Here is a 14,309-nt window from a genome sequence, read left to right as displayed (position 1 = left end):
GTGCATCCGGATGTCTGATAGAATTATGATCGAATTACCGGTAATATCCGCCGCCCAGGCCGAAGTCGCTCCTGCCGGCAGTGCTGTAAAGAAACCGAATTGGCTGAGGGTAAAATTGCCGACAGGCGAAGGTTACCGCCATGTGAGAGGCCTGGTCGATACCCATAAGCTCCATACAATATGCGAAAGCGGTAATTGCCCGAATATGGGCGAATGCTGGGGGGCCGGCACCGCTACTTTTATGATATTGGGTAATATTTGCACCCGTTCCTGTGGTTTCTGCGCCGTAGCTACCGGCCGACCCGAGCCTGTAGACTGGGACGAGCCGCAGCGGGTAGCCGAAGCCATCCATTTGATGAAGGTGAAGCATGCGGTCATTACCTCGGTAGACCGCGACGAGCTGAAAGATGGCGGTTCTATTATCTGGGCCAATACGATCAAAGCCGTAAAGGCGCTGAACCCCGATACAACACTGGAAACACTGATCCCCGACTTCCGTGGCCAGTGGGAAAACCTGGAGCGCCTGATCGAGGTAGCGCCTGAAGTGATCTCCCATAACCTGGAAACGGTAGAGCGGCTGACCCGTAAAGTCCGTATCCAGGCCAAATACCACCGCAGCCTTGAAGTGATCCGCCGGCTTAAAGAAGGTGGTGTGCGCACCAAGAGCGGCATTATGCTCGGCCTTGGCGAAGAGAAGGAAGAAGTGTTGCAGGCCATGCAGGACCTTAAAGATAACGGCTGCGACGTAATTACGCTGGGCCAGTACCTGCAGCCTACCGCCAAGCACTTGCCTGTAGTCCGTTTCGTGCATCCCGACGAATTTGCTTTCTATCGCGAAGAAGGTTACAAAATGGGACTGGACTATGTAGAGAGTGGCCCGCTGGTGCGTTCTTCCTACCATAGCGAAAAGCATGTGATCCCAGGTTACGGGATACAAAAATGGCAGGAAGAGAAAATGCAGAACGCCTGATCCCGGAAACGATGAAGTTCCTGTTGAGCCGGAAGTTTGTCTTCTTCTTTATACCTTACCTGATCCTTTACCTGCTTAGCGCACACAATGCGTTATTCTGGGATACCCTGCAATTTGCCGGCGATCATCCTACCTGGTACTACGATACCGGGTTCCGGTACCTGTTACTACCCGACGCCTGCGATAGCGGCCATCCGCCGGCTTTTGGCATGTACCTGGCTTTCCTGTGGAAGCTCGCCGGCCGCAGCCTGTGGGTGAGTCATACTGCCCTGCTGCCCTTCATAGTGCTGCTGGTGGTACAGGCAATCAGAACGGGCGAGCTGCTGTTCCCCCAACAGAAACGATATGCCTTCTGGGCAACCCTTATTGTCCTCTCAGAAAGTGTGCTGCTGACGCAATGCACGCTGGTGTCGCCCGATATTTGCCTTATGGCCTTTTTCCTGCTGGCGCTGAACGCTGTCCTGAGCCGGTCCCGTGGTCAGCTGGCGGTGGCGGTGTTGCTGATGGCCATACTCAGCAACCGTGCTATTATGGTAGCCTTCGTGCTTTATCTCTTCCGGCTGAGTTATGATCGGCAATTTGTGCCGGCCTATGGCGGCCGGCTGCGCTACCTGCTGAAGCAGGTCTTGCCTTTTCTGCCCGGTGCATTGGTCGCGATCGCCTATTTCAGCTATCATTACTATGTCAAAGGATGGATCGGCGCACCTAAAGATTCCCGCTGGTCTGCTGGTTTTGAGATCGTTGCCCCGGGACGCATGGCCCTCAATTTCCTGGTGCTGGGCTGGCGCCTGGTCGACCTGGGTAAGGTTGCTACCTTCCTGGTGAGTGCGTACCTGCTGGTTCAATGGTTGCGGAAAAAGATTATTGTTCCTGATGACCGGCGTGTGCTGGTCATATCCTTTGCCTGGCTGCTGGCCGGCTTGCTGGTGTTTACGGCGCTGCCGCTTGCCTTGTACCAGGGTTTGCTTACCCATCGTTACTTTTTGCCGGTAACCACTGTAATCGCTTTGCTGGCAGTATTGCTGCTTGCGGTGGCCCCCCTGAAGCATAAGGGGCCGATTTTCAGGCTGATGGTGCTGGTGCAGCTGAGCGGGCACTTCTGGACTTATCCGCGCAGCGTTTCGCAGGGCTGGGAGGGCACCCTGGGGCATCTTTATTTTTACGGCATGCGGAAAGACTTCCTGGCTTATATGCAGCAGCGGGGGATCAGCAAGGGCCAGGTGGCCTCGTCCTCCACGCTGATGCAGTCCGGTAAAAAGATCGACCTGACCAACGATACGACCGCCTTCCGCGATTTTGAAAAAGATACCGTTCAGTATGTTTGGTACTGCAATGTGAGCAATGCCATGAACCGGACGGTCGGTTACTATTTCAAGCATTACGAGATCGTAAAAAGAGAAAAGAAAGGGCATGTGGAAATGATTCTCTTCCGCAACCCTGCTTATCCTCAACGCTTACCTTAACTTTACAGGCAAAGGCCGGAAATGCCGGTAAAAAATAACGATAAAATGAATATAGCACTGATCGGGTATGGAAAGATGGGCAAAGCCATCGAGCAGGTAGCCTTGCAGCGCGGGCATCAGGTAACGTTGCGAATCGGAAGACAGAACCGGGATGAGTTTAGCCGGGAGAACCTGGTGATGGCCGACGTCGCCATTGAATTTACCAACCCGGAATCTGCGCTGGACAATGTACTGCATTGTCTCGATGCCGGTGTGCCGGTGATCTGCGGCAGTACGGGCTGGAACGAACGTTTGTACCTGGCCAAGGAGAAATGTGCCATAAGCAACGGCGCTTTCCTGCAGACCTCCAATTTCAGCATCGGGGTCAACATTTTCTTCGAGATCAACAAGCGGTTGGCCGAGCTGATGAATGACTGGCCGGAGTATGAAGTGTCGATCGAAGAGATCCATCACATCGCCAAGAAAGATGCGCCCAGCGGTACCGCTATTTCTCTGGCCGAGCAGGTAATTGACAACCTGAAGCGGAAGCAGTATTGGCAGCTCGACGCGCCACAGCAGGATGAGCTGGTACCCATAAAAGCGATCCGTGAAGAAGAGGTGCCGGGTACGCATCGGGTACACTATCATTCGGCCATCGATGATATCGAGATCACGCACACGGCACATTCCCGTGAAGGCTTTGCCCTCGGCGCTGTGCTGGCAGCAGAGTTTATCCGGCACCGCAAAGGTATTTTCACTATGAGCGATGTGCTGGCGGCAAGCGATCGCTAGAGCACGACAGCAGTGCCGGAAGCAACTACCATCATCATGCCGTTGCCGGTGCCTACGGTTTCGTAGTCTACTTTAACGGCGAGAATAGCGGAGGCGCCCAGCTGTTCGGCGCGTTCCCGCATTTCACGGAGAGAAGTTTCGCGTGCTTCCATCATCACTCTTTCGTAAGCGCCGCTGCGGCCGCCGATAATATCGCGGATACCGGCGAGAATGTCCTTGAAGATATTGGCTCCGATGATGGTCTCGCCAAAAACAATGCCTTTGTACTCTTTAACTGGCCTGCCCTCGATGGTACCTGTAGTCGTAATGATCATATAAAACGCATGAATAGTACTCCGTAAAATTATAGATTAACTTTGACAGCGCAATCAAATACATTTAAATACATACCTTCTATGTCAGCATTAACGCTAGTAGAATGCCCCAGGGACGCTATGCAGGGCTGGGCACATTTCATTCCTACGGAAAAGAAGATCAGCTATCTCAATCAATTGCTGAAGGTAGGCTTCGATGTGCTCGACTTCGGCTCTTTTGTGAGCGCAAAGGCCATACCACAGCTGGCCGATACCAAAGATGTGGTGCGCCGGTTGGATATGTCGGACACGCATACAAAGCTGTTGGCGATCATTGCCAATACACGTGGAGCAGAGGAAGCTGTACAATACGATGAGATCAGCTATTTAGGTTTTCCTTTTTCTATTTCGGAGACCTTTCAGCTGCGCAACACCAATAAGACCATTGCGGAATCGCTGAAGCAGGTGGAAGAGATTCAGCAGCTTTGTGTTGCCCGAGGCAAAAAGCTGGTGATCTACATTTCCATGGGCTTCGGTAATCCCTATGGCGATGCCTACAACGCAGAAACAGCCATCAATTGGTTCCGGAAGCTGAACAATATGGGCATCGATATCATTGCTATGGCCGACACGGTAGGTGTGGCCAACCCGGAAACGATCAGCTATATCTACCGCAACCTCATTCCGGAATTTCCTGGCGTGGAAATAGGCGCGCACTTTCATTCTACCCCCGCTACCTGGGAGGAAAAAGTACAGGCAGCTTACGATGCCGGCTGCATCCGGTTCGACAGCTCGCTGAAAGGTATCGGCGGTTGCCCTATGGCGGAGGATGAGCTGGTAGGTAATATTGCTACCGAGAATATCCTGCAATGGGCTGAAAGAAAAAATATTCCGCTGTCGCTCGACAAGGAAGCTTTCGCACAAGCCATGCTGATGAGCAGCGAGGTGTTTATCTGATAGACGTTATAATCTTTGCGTAGGAACCTTGCCCATGCTAGGCCCTACGCAACAGATCTTTATGTAGCATCGTTGCATGCAACGATGCTACATAAAGATCTCCCCAATAGCCACAAGGTCGTAGCGGATAACGGACTGCAGGTAGCCGACTGGCTGCATGCCGGTATTCTGTTCGCAGGTGCGTTGCATGCAACGCACCTGCCTGGATTGCTCCTGTTTCGCTCCTGCAGAAATGCCTGATATTACGCCGCAACAAAAGGAGTCAGCAATCAGCATACTAAAAACAGAGCGGCCGTCTTTTTAAAGACGGCCGCTCTGTTGTATTAATGTCTTAAAAGATCAAGGTACAAGCTTGGTTTCCTGTACCTGCACAATACGCCTGTCGTTGGGGTCCAGCTTGCTGGCAAAGGCAGTTATTTTCATATTGGCCGGATTCCACAGCTTTTGTCTCTCGTCGGTCTTGTCGATTTTGAAGGATGTTTTATACCAGTATACCTGGCCCGGTTGTTTGGTGGCTACGCCGGGAAGAATAGGCTTACCAGTAGCCGGTGGTGTAATCGCCTTGCGAAGCACGTGATTGAATTCGTAGTCTTCCTTAACATTGGTGGAAGACAGTTCCTGCGCGTCGATGATCTTATCTTCGCTCAGGAAGATATTCAGGGTATATTGGTCCGTTACCGCGGAAGTATACTTCACCGTAACTTCGACGGTATACTCATCTTTGGCATCATCGTATGCGGAGGTTACCGCAATATTGATTGGGGTAGTGGGGTGCTGATCCAACGCATTGGTCACTTTGGTAGGCCAATCCAGGTAGCCGTTCACAAAATACTTGTATCCCATATTGCCCAGGGGCAGACGGTCAAATACTGCGGTTGGCTTGGAGCCCTGTTCGCCGCCCCAGGCTTGCTTCAGCAGGTTGTCGCCGTCTTCGCTTCGGAAATCCTGGTGGCTTTCTTCCAGCGGTGTGGTCAGTGCGCCGGCGTGAATGGTTACAATGCTTAGTCGCCCTGGGTACTGCGTCAGCATTTCCTCCAGCTTTTCTGCACCTTGCGGGCAGTTAACACAACGCACGCCGCTCAGCTCTTCGATCATCACTCTCTTTTTTTCAGGTTCTTCTACGGTACCCATGTAAGAGGAGTCCCTCGAGTTATCTTCAGTGAGATTTATAGGCACACCATGTTCCTTACAGGAGGCAGCAAACAATAGCAGGGCGGAAGCGGCACCAATAAGTGTCTTTTTCATTTCTATAAAAGGGAAAATTAATATTCCCTTCAAAATTAAGTAAATAATCCTTTATGCGGTTTTTTTCTTTCACTGCATAATGATGTAAGCAAGGGAAATAAAGAAAGCGCAGTTGGTATTGGCCGGCTGTACTTTCTGCTTCAGTAAATTTTAAATTTTAGGGAACCAGCTTGGTTTCCTGTACCTGTATGACCCTTTTGTTATTGGGGTCCATAATGCTGGCAAAGGCCGTCACTTTCATGTTGGCGGGGTTCCACAGCCTTTGTTTTTCGTCAGTCTTGTCGATCTTGAAAGTAGTGCGGCACCAGTATATACGACCTGCTTCCTTCGTGTCCATATCCGGAAGGATAGGTTTACCGGTAACCACCGGTGTAATGGACTTGCGGAAAACATGATTGAACTCGTAATCCTCCTGGATATTGGTGGACGAAAACTCCTGCGCATCAATAATCTTGTCTTCAGTAAGGAAGAGATTAAGCGCATACTGTTCGTTCACGGCTTTGGTATATTTTACCGTTACTTCGATCACATATTCCTCTTTGGCATCATCGTACACCGAGGTCAGGGCAATATTGACAGGTGTGGTAGGATTCATATCCAGCGCCTTGGACAAGCGGTCGGGCCAATCCATATAACCGTTCACCAGATACTTATATCCCTGATTGCCGAAAGGCAGACGATCGAATACGGAGGAAGGTTTTGAACCGCTTTTTTCGCCCAGGGTCTGCTTTAACAGATTCTCGCCGTCTTCAGTACGAAAGTCCTGGTGGCTTTCGCTCAACGGAGTGGTCAGGTCGCCGGCATGAAGCGAAACGATGCTCACCCGTCCGGGATGCTGGGTTTCCAATTCCTTCAGCTTCTCTGCGCCCTTCGGACATACTACGCAACGTACGCCGCTCAGCTCCTCGATCAGCACTCTTTTCTTTTGTGGTTCTTCCACCGCGCCCACGGAAGTCGAGTCTTTTGAAAGGTCTTCCGTGATATTTATGGGTACGCCATGTTCTTTACAGGAAGCCGCAAATAAAAGCCCGGCGGACGCAGCGCCAATCAGTATCTTTCTCATTGATGTATAGGAAATTTTAAATATTGCTTTCGAAATTAAGTAAATAATCCTTCAGGCAATCTTTTTCTTTCATTGTATAATGATGTAATTTTAGGGTTTCAAATCAGTTAAGCAACAAGACGATGGAAATCAGTAAACGCCAGAAACAGGTAGCGCGGTTGATACAGGAGGAAATGACCGGTATTTTTCAGAGAGAGGGCCTGAATATGGTGATGGGTGGCATGGTATCGATCTCCCAGGTAACAGTAACACCCGATCTGCTCGAAGCCAGGATCCACCTGAGCTTATTCAAAATAGAGAATCATAAAGCGCTGATGCAGCTGATCCGTGAGAAAACGGGCGAGCTACGCGGCATCCTGGGGGGAAAGCTGCGCCATCAGCTGCGCCGCATTCCCGAGCTGCAATTCTTTGAAGACGACACCCTCGAGCATGTATCCAAAATAGAAGAGCTGCTGAACCAGATCAAGAAGGAGGGTTAAGGCGAATGGCTGCTGTTACCCGCTTTCTGCACAAAAAGCTTACCGATCTTAATGGCCCCTGCATTTAAAATAGCCTGGCGCTACTTCCGCGGAAAGAAGTCGGCTCAGGCCATCAACATTATTTCCTGGATCAGCATTGGTGCAATCGCCGTTTCATCAGCAGCGATGATCGTACTGTTTTCCGTGTTCAATGGCCTTGAAGATACGGTGAAAGGCATGTATTCTGCTTTTAATCCCGGTCTGAAAGTAAGGCCTTCAAAAGGTAAGTTTTTTACAGTTACTGATGAGCAGCTGCAGGCGGTACGGCAGCTGCCCGGTATAGCTGTCGCCAGTCTTTCGCTGGAAGATATGGTATTGCTGACAGGTGATGAGGAGCAACGTGTGGGCACGCTAAAAGGTGTGGACGACAGCTGGTTCAAAGTAAGCCATATCGATAGCTTTATGACCGACGGCCAGGCTTCCTGGCCACAGCGCCACGATTATACCCCTGCCATTATGGGACTGGGCGTTTCCATAGCGCTGGGTATCGATGTCAATAATGCCTTTGCCGGCCTGCGCATCTATTATCCCAAGCCAGGTATCCCCAGCTCGGAAGACCCCGAGGCCGGATTGAACAGTATTGTGGTCAAGCCGCAAGGCAATTTCCGGATACAGGATGAATTCGACGGACAATATGTGCTGGTGCCCCTGGAGGCCGCCCGGCGGCTCTTTGGCGCCGGGAACCGTGCGTCTTCGGTAGAAATTGCCTTGAAGCCCGGAACAGGGGAGGGCCGCCTCAGGTATGAGCTGAAGGAGATTTTGGGCGAAGGAATCATTATCGAAAACCGCTTTGAGCAGAACAAGACATTCTATATGATCATGCGTAGCGAGAAATGGGCGGTATATGCTATCCTGCTCATGGTCTTGCTTATTGCCTCTTTCAATATGATCGGCTCGTTGTCGATGGTGGTGCTGGAAAAGAAGAAGGATATTGCCATATTGAAATCCATGGGTGCACGGAGAACGCTGATCCACTCCGTGTTCCTTACGGAAGGCGGTCTGCTGGCCTTGTTCGGTGCGCTCATCGGCGTATTGGCCGGGCTCTTGCTGTGCCTGGGCCAGCACTACTACGGCTGGATCTCCCTGCCCGAAGGATTTATTATCGACGCTTATCCCGTGCTGCTCCAGGCGCAGGATTTCCTGCTGGTTGTGGCCACGGCCCTGGCTGTGGGCCTGCTGGCCGCCTGGTACCCTGCTTATAAAGCCTCGCGGCAGGCGATCTATGTACGTGAAGAATAAACTTAAATAACCGGCTTTGTTATCTCTGCAGCTTCCTTTTTCCATACCCGCGCCGACTGTGTGCTTAAGACACAGCGATAAGGTTATGCTTACCGGCTCTTGCTTTACCGAGCACATCGGCGGTCATATGGCCATGGCCAAGATGCAGGTATACAGCAATCCCCACGGCATCCTGTTTAATCCCAACAGCATCGCCGGTGGACTGCAGGCCTGTATAAAGGGGAGACGTTACTGTGATGAAGATCTTTTTTGTCATAATGAAACCTGGAACAGCTGGGACTTCCATTCCCGTTTTTCCCATACAAGCAAAGAAGTAGCCTTAAGCAGTATGAATGATGCCATCGCCCGTGCATCGGCCTTCCTGGCGGAAGCCCGCTGGCTGATCATTACTTTCGGTTCGGCTTACCAGTATTTTACTACCAGTCAGGCGGGGAAAGCCGGCTATGGCGTGGCCAACTGTCATAAAGCGCCTGGGCAATGGTTTGAAAAGAAATTGCTGGACATCGGCCACATGCAGGAAACATGGGAGCAGCTTATTGCCTCGCTGCTGGCCTTCAACCCTGCTTTGCAGCTGATCTTTACCTTAAGCCCCGTGCGTCATGTACGCGACGGTCTTATAGAGAACAACCGCAGCAAGGCCAGGCTCCATGAGCTGATCCATACACTGGCCGACCGCCATGCGCATTGCCATTACTTTCCTGCCTACGAGCTGGTAATCGACGTCTTGCGTGATTACCGTTTTTTTGAGCAGGACATGGTACATCCCAATCCGCTTGCTGCACAATATGTGTGGGAGCAGTTCGTTGATGTTTATATGACCGCGCCGGACCGCGATCTGCTGCGCCGTATAGGCGAGCTTGCTGCTGGAGCGAAGCATCGCCACCGCTTCCCGGAAACCGGCGCTGCAGTGGTTTTCAGGAACGCGATGCTGCTTAAAGCAAGGCAATTGCAGAAGGCTTTTCCTTACCTGGACCTATCGGAAGAGCTGAAAGTCTTTGGTGGCAAGGGCGGCAGGGCGGCGCTTTAACTGCCGTTTAACGCGCAGGTTGTAATTTTAAAATTTAGTTTGCACAAACTAATTTGATATTTGTAAATCCGTTTTTATCCACAGAGATATTCCTTATTTTTACTCGCTTTTTACTGGCAATTATTCATTCGGCGGAGCCCGGAAGGCTTCGTGTCCCTGATTAATATTAAAAAGAAACATGGATCAAAAATTGGAGCAAACAGGTTCTTCATCAGTTGACGTTCATGAACTGAACGACAGAATTCATCAGCAGAGTGCCTTCATCGATCTGCTGACTATGGAATTGAACAAGGCGCTGGTAGGCCAGAAGCACATGGTAGAGCGCTTGCTCATCGGCTTGCTGACCCAGGGCCACGTGCTGCTGGAAGGCGTTCCCGGCCTTGCAAAAACATTGGCGATCAAATCGCTGGCTTCCGCGATCAACGCGCGTTTCAGCAGGATACAGTTTACACCCGACCTGTTGCCGGCCGACGTGATCGGTACCATGATCTACAATCCGCAGGAACACCAGTTCCAGGTACGTCGCGGGCCTATCTTCGCCAATTTTATTCTGGCCGATGAGATCAACCGTGCGCCTGCCAAGGTGCAAAGCGCCCTGCTTGAAGCGATGCAGGAAAAGCAGGTGACCATAGGCGACAGCACGCATAAGCTGGAAGAGCCTTTCCTGGTGCTGGCGACGCAGAATCCTATCGAACAGGAAGGTACTTATTCGCTGCCGGAAGCGCAGGTCGACCGCTTTTTGCTGAAAGTCGTGATCTCTTATCCGAAGAAAGAGGAAGAAATGCTTATCATACGGCAAAATCTGAACCCCGCCGGTTATCCCAAGATCAATCCTGTCGTTTCAACGAAAGACATTCTGAACGGCCGACAATTGGTGCGGGAAGTGTATATGGACGAAAAGATCGAGAAGTATATCCTGGATATCGTATTTGCTACCCGTTTCCCTGAAGAATACCGCCTGGCCAAACTTAAGCCCTTGATCGCTTACGGCGGCTCGCCCAGGGCCAGCATCAGCCTGGCCCATGCAGCCAAAGCTTACGCCTTCATCAAGCGCCGGGGCTATGTGATCCCCGAGGATATACGGGCGGTGTGCCACGATGTGCTGCGCCATCGTATCGGCCTTACCTATGAAGCCGAAGCAGAGAATGTAACCGCCGAGCAGATCATCAACGAAATACTGAATGTGGTCGAAGTGCCTTAGTCGGAACGATGGAAAAGGGTGCGCCGCTTTTCAGAGCCCGCCCATCTTTAACCAAAGACGCAAATCTGACATTCATCTATGACCACAGCTGAAATACTAAAGCGGGTACGCCGTATTGAGATCAAGACCAGGGGGCTGAGCAACCACATTTTTTCGGGAGAGTATCATTCCGCATTCAAAGGACGCGGTATGTCCTTCAGCGAGGTGCGGGAATACAGTCCCGGCGACGATGTGCGGGCGATCGACTGGAATGTGACCGCCCGTTTCTCTACGCCCTTTGTAAAGATATTTGAAGAAGAGCGGGAGCTTACGGTAATGTTGCTGATCGATGTGAGCAGCAGCTCGCTGTTCGGTACCTCGAAGCAGCTGAAAAGGGACCTGATCACCGAGATCGCCGCCGTGCTTTCCTTTTCGGCAACGACCAATAACGATAAGGTCGGGGTGATCTTCTTCAGCGATAAGATCGAGCAATATATTCCACCCAAAAAAGGTAAATCGCATATTCTCCGCATTATCCGCGAAATGATTACCCTGGCGCCGGCGCAACGCAAAGGCACCGACATCGGGGCCTGCCTTCGTTTTTTCAACAATGCTTCCAAGAAAAGGGCCATCGCTTTCCTGCTGAGCGATTTTATCAGTGCGCCCTACGAAGAGCCGCTGAAGCTTACCGCCCGCAGGCACGACCTGGTAGGCGTGCAGGTCTACGACAAGGCCGACCGCGAGCTGCCCGAAGTAGGACTGATACAGGTGCAGGATAGCGAAACGCAGCGGCTACAATGGCTGGATACCAGCAGCAGACAGGTGCGTAACGACTATGCCAGATCCTTTGAAGAGCACCGCAAATACAGTACTAATGCCTTCAGGAAGAGTGGCGCGGAGCTGATCTCGGTCCGTACCGATGAAGACTATGTGAAGATATTGCAGGGCTTTTTTATCAACCGGTAGCCGCTACAGAAAGTTTGTGGCTTACTATTCTAGATTGCCGAAGTTTAAATGAACGGGAACAACAAAACTATTTTACTTTTTCTTGCTTGCCTTACCCTTTTCATAGGTTGCGCTACAGGAGCCTATGCTCAGGCAGGCGCCAGAGCTTACACCGACAGCCGAAAGATTGTGATCGGCGACCAGGTAAGGCTGTGGCTGGAGGTAAGGCCCGCCGGCCCCGGCGACCAGGTACAGTGGGCGGCTATGTCCGATAGTATGAACGGCCTGGAGATCGTAGAGAAGGGTAAGATCGATACCCTGCGCAGTGCGGACACCCTGCTGCTGCGCCAGCGTTTGCTGATCACTGGATTTGATTCAGGGCGTTATTACATTCCTTCATTTACATTCAACGTAGTCGCCAACGGTCAGCAGCAAGTCTTGCATACTGATTCCATACCCGTTGAAATAACGACCGTTGCCGTAGACACGACAAAGGCTTTTAAGCCGATCAAGGAGATCGTTGATGTAAAGTGGTCGATATGGGATTACTGGAAGATCATCCTTGCCGCTATATTGCTGCTGGGTATCCTGCTGTTTGTGATCATCTATTTTATCAGGTACCGGAAGACCAGGATGCCGGCGCAAGCCAAGATACCGCCGGAAAAAGCGCATGAAAAAGCATTACGTCTGCTGCAGGAGCTTAAGGACCGGAAGCTGGAAGAACAGGGTCGCAGCAAGGAATACTTCTCCGAGCTGAGCGATATTGTCCGCAGCTACCTGGAAGAGCGTTTTGGCATTACCGCAATGGAGCAGACCACCGACGAGCTGCTGGCCTTGCTCAAAAAGCAGAGCGATGCCCGGAATGAGCTGCGGAAGCTGCGTCCCGAGCTCAAGACCATCCTGCGCACAGCCGATTTGGCCAAATTTGCCAAGGCCAATCCTTTACCGCATGAATACAGTGCCTGCATGGCCGCCGCAATTGAGGTGGTGCAGCGGACGCAGGTAAGACCTGAGGAGGGGGCGGCATCATGAGCTTTTTAAATCGTTATCACATCCTGTTCGCCCATCCCTGGTTCCTGCTGCTGCTGTTGCTGCTGCCTCTTTTGGTCTGGTATTTCTTTTACCAGGAAAAGCGCCGCGCTGTGGTATTCCGTATCTCTACCACCGAGGGGTTGCGGCATATAAAGCCTTCGTGGAAGGTGCGTTGGCGGCCGCTGTTACAGGTGCTCCGCAGCATTGCCTTTATTGCCTTTGTGATTGCGCTGGCACGGCCACAGAAAACCAATGTAAGCGAGACGATAGACAGCGAGGGGATCGACATCGTGCTGAGTATGGACATCTCGGGCAGCATGCTGGCCGAAGACTTTAAGCCCGACCGGCTGGAGGCTGCCAAGGCGAATGCGCTTAAATTCATTGATGCGCGTCCTACCGACCGCATCGGCCTGGTGATCTTCTCGGGAGAGAGCTTTACCCAATGCCCCATCACGATCGATCATAGTGTGCTGAAAGAGCAGCTGAGCCAGATTAAAAGCGGTATGCTGCAGGATGGTACGGCTATCGGCGACGGACTGGCTACAGCCGTAGACCGCCTGCGCGATGCCAAAGGCAAAAGCAGGGTAGTGATCCTGATGACCGACGGTGTGAACAATGTCGGTAAAATAGGCCCCGAACTGGCGCTGGAGATCGCTAAAGCTTATAAAGTAAGGGTATACACGATAGGCGTGGGTACTGAAGGCGAAGCTTTGTCGCCGGTACAAACACCTTTCGGTATCCGTAAGCAGATGGTGCCCGTGCAGATCGACGAGGAACTACTGAAGAAGATCGCCAAACAGACCGGAGGCAATTACTATCGCGCGACCAGCAACAGTAAGCTGGAAAGCATTTACAAGGAAATTGACAAGCTGGAGAAAACAAGCGTTGAAGTGAATGCCTATAAACATTATGGCGAGCTGTTCTTCTGGTTTGCCTTTACAGGTGTTGCTGCGCTGGTGGTGGAGCTGGCGTTGAGCTTTACGCTTTTCAGAAGATTACCCTGATTTCTCTCTAATTCGCTAATCAGGTAACGGGTAAATAATAAAAGGGTGTTGATCTTAAGTCAACACCCTTTGTCGTTATATGCTTTACGCCTGATCAGAAATTGATCACCTGCTTCGTGATGAAATTTTTATTGTCGATCATGTTCATGGTAACTGGAGTATTAAAATAGGTCTGACCGTTCCAGAGATACGACAGCTTACCGATATTAATGGCGTCTGCGCCGCCTCCCGTGATCACGATCTTGAATTCAAGATTCAACACCTTAGAGCGATCGGGCGTATTGAGATAGTAGTTCTGTGTATAATTATTGCTGGAAATATTGAAGGAATCAGAGATGCGTATCGTATCCATAGGCAGGGAGCCATCCGCCTTTTCGGCAATGTACTCAAGTTTGGTGTAGCCGGTCAGCCGCATATTGCCCGTGCTGATGAGATTGGTTGTTACGATCTTATCCAGTGTCAGGTTGCTGTTTTTGTCTGTCGGCGGATCTATTTTTGGATTCTTGGAGCAAGCGGCCAATAATACCAGTGCTGATAACGCGCTTACTTTAATTGTATTGATCTTGTTCATAATCGGTTCGTTAAGGCTGTTTAGTGCTCAT

15 protein-coding genes are annotated in these 14,309 nt (G+C 51.2%); 11 read left to right on the top strand and 4 right to left on the bottom strand.

Features of this window, described 5'->3' with window-relative positions; genetic code table 11:
- Positions 1 to 10 precede the first annotated feature (10 nt).
- From lipA to dapB, 3 genes are read left to right on the top strand one after another with little or no spacing between them, the layout of a single operon-like run.
- The gene (gene lipA, locus DZC79_RS10465; protein ID WP_262607303.1) at positions 11 to 970 is read left to right on the top strand and encodes a lipoyl synthase; all 960 of its coding nucleotides are present in this window, start codon (positions 11 to 13) and stop codon (positions 968 to 970) included.
- Positions 940 to 2,433, top strand: a complete 1,494-nt coding sequence (locus DZC79_RS10460; RefSeq protein WP_157977062.1) for a hypothetical protein — start codon at positions 940 to 942, stop codon at positions 2,431 to 2,433. The genes lipA and DZC79_RS10460 overlap by 31 nt, the downstream gene beginning before the upstream one ends.
- Positions 2,434 to 2,478: 45 nt before the next feature.
- Positions 2,479 to 3,204 carry a 4-hydroxy-tetrahydrodipicolinate reductase gene (dapB, locus tag DZC79_RS10455; RefSeq protein ID WP_118951813.1) on the top strand — a complete coding sequence of 242 codons (726 nt, stop codon included), beginning with the start codon at positions 2,479 to 2,481 and terminating at the stop codon, positions 3,202 to 3,204.
- Here the strand turns inward: dapB and DZC79_RS10450 are convergent.
- Positions 3,201 to 3,518: a heavy metal-binding domain-containing protein gene (locus DZC79_RS10450; RefSeq protein ID WP_118951533.1), complete on the bottom strand. Its 318-nt coding sequence runs from the start codon at positions 3,516 to 3,518 to the stop codon at positions 3,201 to 3,203. The two genes, dapB and DZC79_RS10450, sit on opposite strands and share 4 nt — an antisense overlap.
- 81 nt (positions 3,519 to 3,599) lie before the next feature.
- On the opposite strand from DZC79_RS10450, the gene DZC79_RS10445 reads away from it, so the two are divergent.
- A complete protein-coding gene (locus DZC79_RS10445) occupies positions 3,600 to 4,454 on the top strand; it encodes a hydroxymethylglutaryl-CoA lyase (protein WP_118951532.1) in 855 nt (284 codons plus the stop codon).
- 339 nt (positions 4,455 to 4,793) lie between these two features.
- Here DZC79_RS10445 and DZC79_RS10435 read toward each other — a convergent pair whose 3' ends face one another.
- Together DZC79_RS10435 and DZC79_RS10430 are read right to left on the bottom strand one after the other, a co-directional pair.
- A complete protein-coding gene (locus DZC79_RS10435; protein WP_118951530.1) occupies positions 4,794 to 5,699 on the bottom strand; it encodes an Omp28-related outer membrane protein in 906 nt (301 codons plus the stop codon).
- Positions 5,700 to 5,856: 157 nt separating this feature from the next.
- The gene (locus tag DZC79_RS10430; RefSeq protein ID WP_118951529.1) at positions 5,857 to 6,762 is read right to left on the bottom strand and encodes an Omp28-related outer membrane protein; all 906 of its coding nucleotides are present in this window, start codon (positions 6,760 to 6,762) and stop codon (positions 5,857 to 5,859) included.
- A gap of 122 nt (positions 6,763 to 6,884) precedes the next feature.
- Here DZC79_RS10430 and rbfA point away from each other — a divergent pair, with 122 nt between their 5' ends.
- The 7 genes from rbfA to DZC79_RS10395 all read left to right on the top strand — a co-directional run bounded on the left by rbfA (position 6,885) and on the right by DZC79_RS10395 (position 13,707).
- Complete coding sequence (rbfA, locus tag DZC79_RS10425) at positions 6,885 to 7,241, top strand: 30S ribosome-binding factor RbfA (RefSeq protein ID WP_118951528.1); 357 nt, start codon at positions 6,885 to 6,887, stop codon at positions 7,239 to 7,241.
- 51 nt (positions 7,242 to 7,292) lie between these two features.
- Positions 7,293 to 8,519: an FtsX-like permease family protein gene (locus DZC79_RS10420; RefSeq protein WP_118951527.1), complete on the top strand. Its 1,227-nt coding sequence runs from the start codon at positions 7,293 to 7,295 to the stop codon at positions 8,517 to 8,519.
- Between the two features lie 85 nt (positions 8,520 to 8,604).
- Positions 8,605 to 9,546 (top strand): GSCFA domain-containing protein, encoded by a 942-nt coding sequence (locus tag DZC79_RS10415; protein WP_157977061.1) that lies wholly within the window; start codon positions 8,605 to 8,607, stop codon positions 9,544 to 9,546.
- Between the two features lie 178 nt (positions 9,547 to 9,724).
- Positions 9,725 to 10,747 (top strand): AAA family ATPase, encoded by a 1,023-nt coding sequence (locus DZC79_RS10410; RefSeq protein WP_118951525.1) that lies wholly within the window; start codon positions 9,725 to 9,727, stop codon positions 10,745 to 10,747.
- Positions 10,748 to 10,825: 78 nt separating this feature from the next.
- Positions 10,826 to 11,692: a DUF58 domain-containing protein gene (locus DZC79_RS10405; protein WP_118951524.1), complete on the top strand. Its 867-nt coding sequence runs from the start codon at positions 10,826 to 10,828 to the stop codon at positions 11,690 to 11,692.
- Positions 11,693 to 11,740: 48 nt separating this feature from the next.
- Positions 11,741 to 12,703: a DUF4381 family protein gene (locus tag DZC79_RS10400; protein ID WP_118951523.1), complete on the top strand. Its 963-nt coding sequence runs from the start codon at positions 11,741 to 11,743 to the stop codon at positions 12,701 to 12,703.
- Positions 12,700 to 13,707, top strand: a complete 1,008-nt coding sequence (locus tag DZC79_RS10395) for a vWA domain-containing protein (protein WP_118951522.1) — start codon at positions 12,700 to 12,702, stop codon at positions 13,705 to 13,707. The genes DZC79_RS10400 and DZC79_RS10395 overlap by 4 nt, the downstream gene beginning before the upstream one ends.
- A gap of 94 nt (positions 13,708 to 13,801) precedes the next feature.
- Here the strand turns inward: DZC79_RS10395 and DZC79_RS10390 are convergent, their stop codons facing one another.
- Complete coding sequence (locus DZC79_RS10390) at positions 13,802 to 14,278, bottom strand: hypothetical protein (protein ID WP_118951521.1); 477 nt, start codon at positions 14,276 to 14,278, stop codon at positions 13,802 to 13,804.
- Positions 14,279 to 14,309 lie beyond the last annotated feature (31 nt).

It is taken from the genome of Taibaiella helva (assembly GCF_003545695.1).
Taxonomy (GTDB): domain Bacteria; phylum Bacteroidota; class Bacteroidia; order Chitinophagales; family Chitinophagaceae; genus Taibaiella; species Taibaiella helva.
This window is presented reverse-complemented; position numbering and strand designations above follow the sequence as displayed.

Bases quoted from the DNA above. Each gene is read 5' to 3' on its own strand.
- DZC79_RS10390 (WP_118951521.1), bottom strand. From the start codon at position 14,278: ATGAACAAGATCAATACAATTAAAGTAAGCGCGTTATCAGCACTGGTA.
- DZC79_RS10450 (WP_118951533.1), bottom strand. From the start codon at position 3,518: ATGATCATTACGACTACAGGTACCATCGAGGGCAGGCCAGTTAAAGAG.
- lipA (WP_262607303.1), top strand. From the start codon at position 11: ATGTCTGATAGAATTATGATCGAATTACCGGTAATATCCGCCGCCCAG.
- DZC79_RS10410 (WP_118951525.1), top strand. From the start codon at position 9,725: ATGGATCAAAAATTGGAGCAAACAGGTTCTTCATCAGTTGACGTTCAT.
- DZC79_RS10430 (WP_118951529.1), bottom strand. From the start codon at position 6,762: ATGAGAAAGATACTGATTGGCGCTGCGTCCGCCGGGCTTTTATTTGCG.
- rbfA (WP_118951528.1), top strand. From the start codon at position 6,885: ATGGAAATCAGTAAACGCCAGAAACAGGTAGCGCGGTTGATACAGGAG.
- DZC79_RS10395 (WP_118951522.1), top strand. From the start codon at position 12,700: ATGAGCTTTTTAAATCGTTATCACATCCTGTTCGCCCATCCCTGGTTC.
- DZC79_RS10435 (WP_118951530.1), bottom strand. From the start codon at position 5,699: ATGAAAAAGACACTTATTGGTGCCGCTTCCGCCCTGCTATTGTTTGCT.
- DZC79_RS10400 (WP_118951523.1), top strand. From the start codon at position 11,741: ATGAACGGGAACAACAAAACTATTTTACTTTTTCTTGCTTGCCTTACC.
- DZC79_RS10415 (WP_157977061.1), top strand. From the start codon at position 8,605: ATGCTTACCGGCTCTTGCTTTACCGAGCACATCGGCGGTCATATGGCC.
- dapB (WP_118951813.1), top strand. From the start codon at position 2,479: ATGAATATAGCACTGATCGGGTATGGAAAGATGGGCAAAGCCATCGAG.
- DZC79_RS10420 (WP_118951527.1), top strand. From the start codon at position 7,293: ATGGCCCCTGCATTTAAAATAGCCTGGCGCTACTTCCGCGGAAAGAAG.
- DZC79_RS10445 (WP_118951532.1), top strand. From the start codon at position 3,600: ATGTCAGCATTAACGCTAGTAGAATGCCCCAGGGACGCTATGCAGGGC.
- DZC79_RS10460 (WP_157977062.1), top strand. From the start codon at position 940: ATGGCAGGAAGAGAAAATGCAGAACGCCTGATCCCGGAAACGATGAAG.
- DZC79_RS10405 (WP_118951524.1), top strand. From the start codon at position 10,826: ATGACCACAGCTGAAATACTAAAGCGGGTACGCCGTATTGAGATCAAG.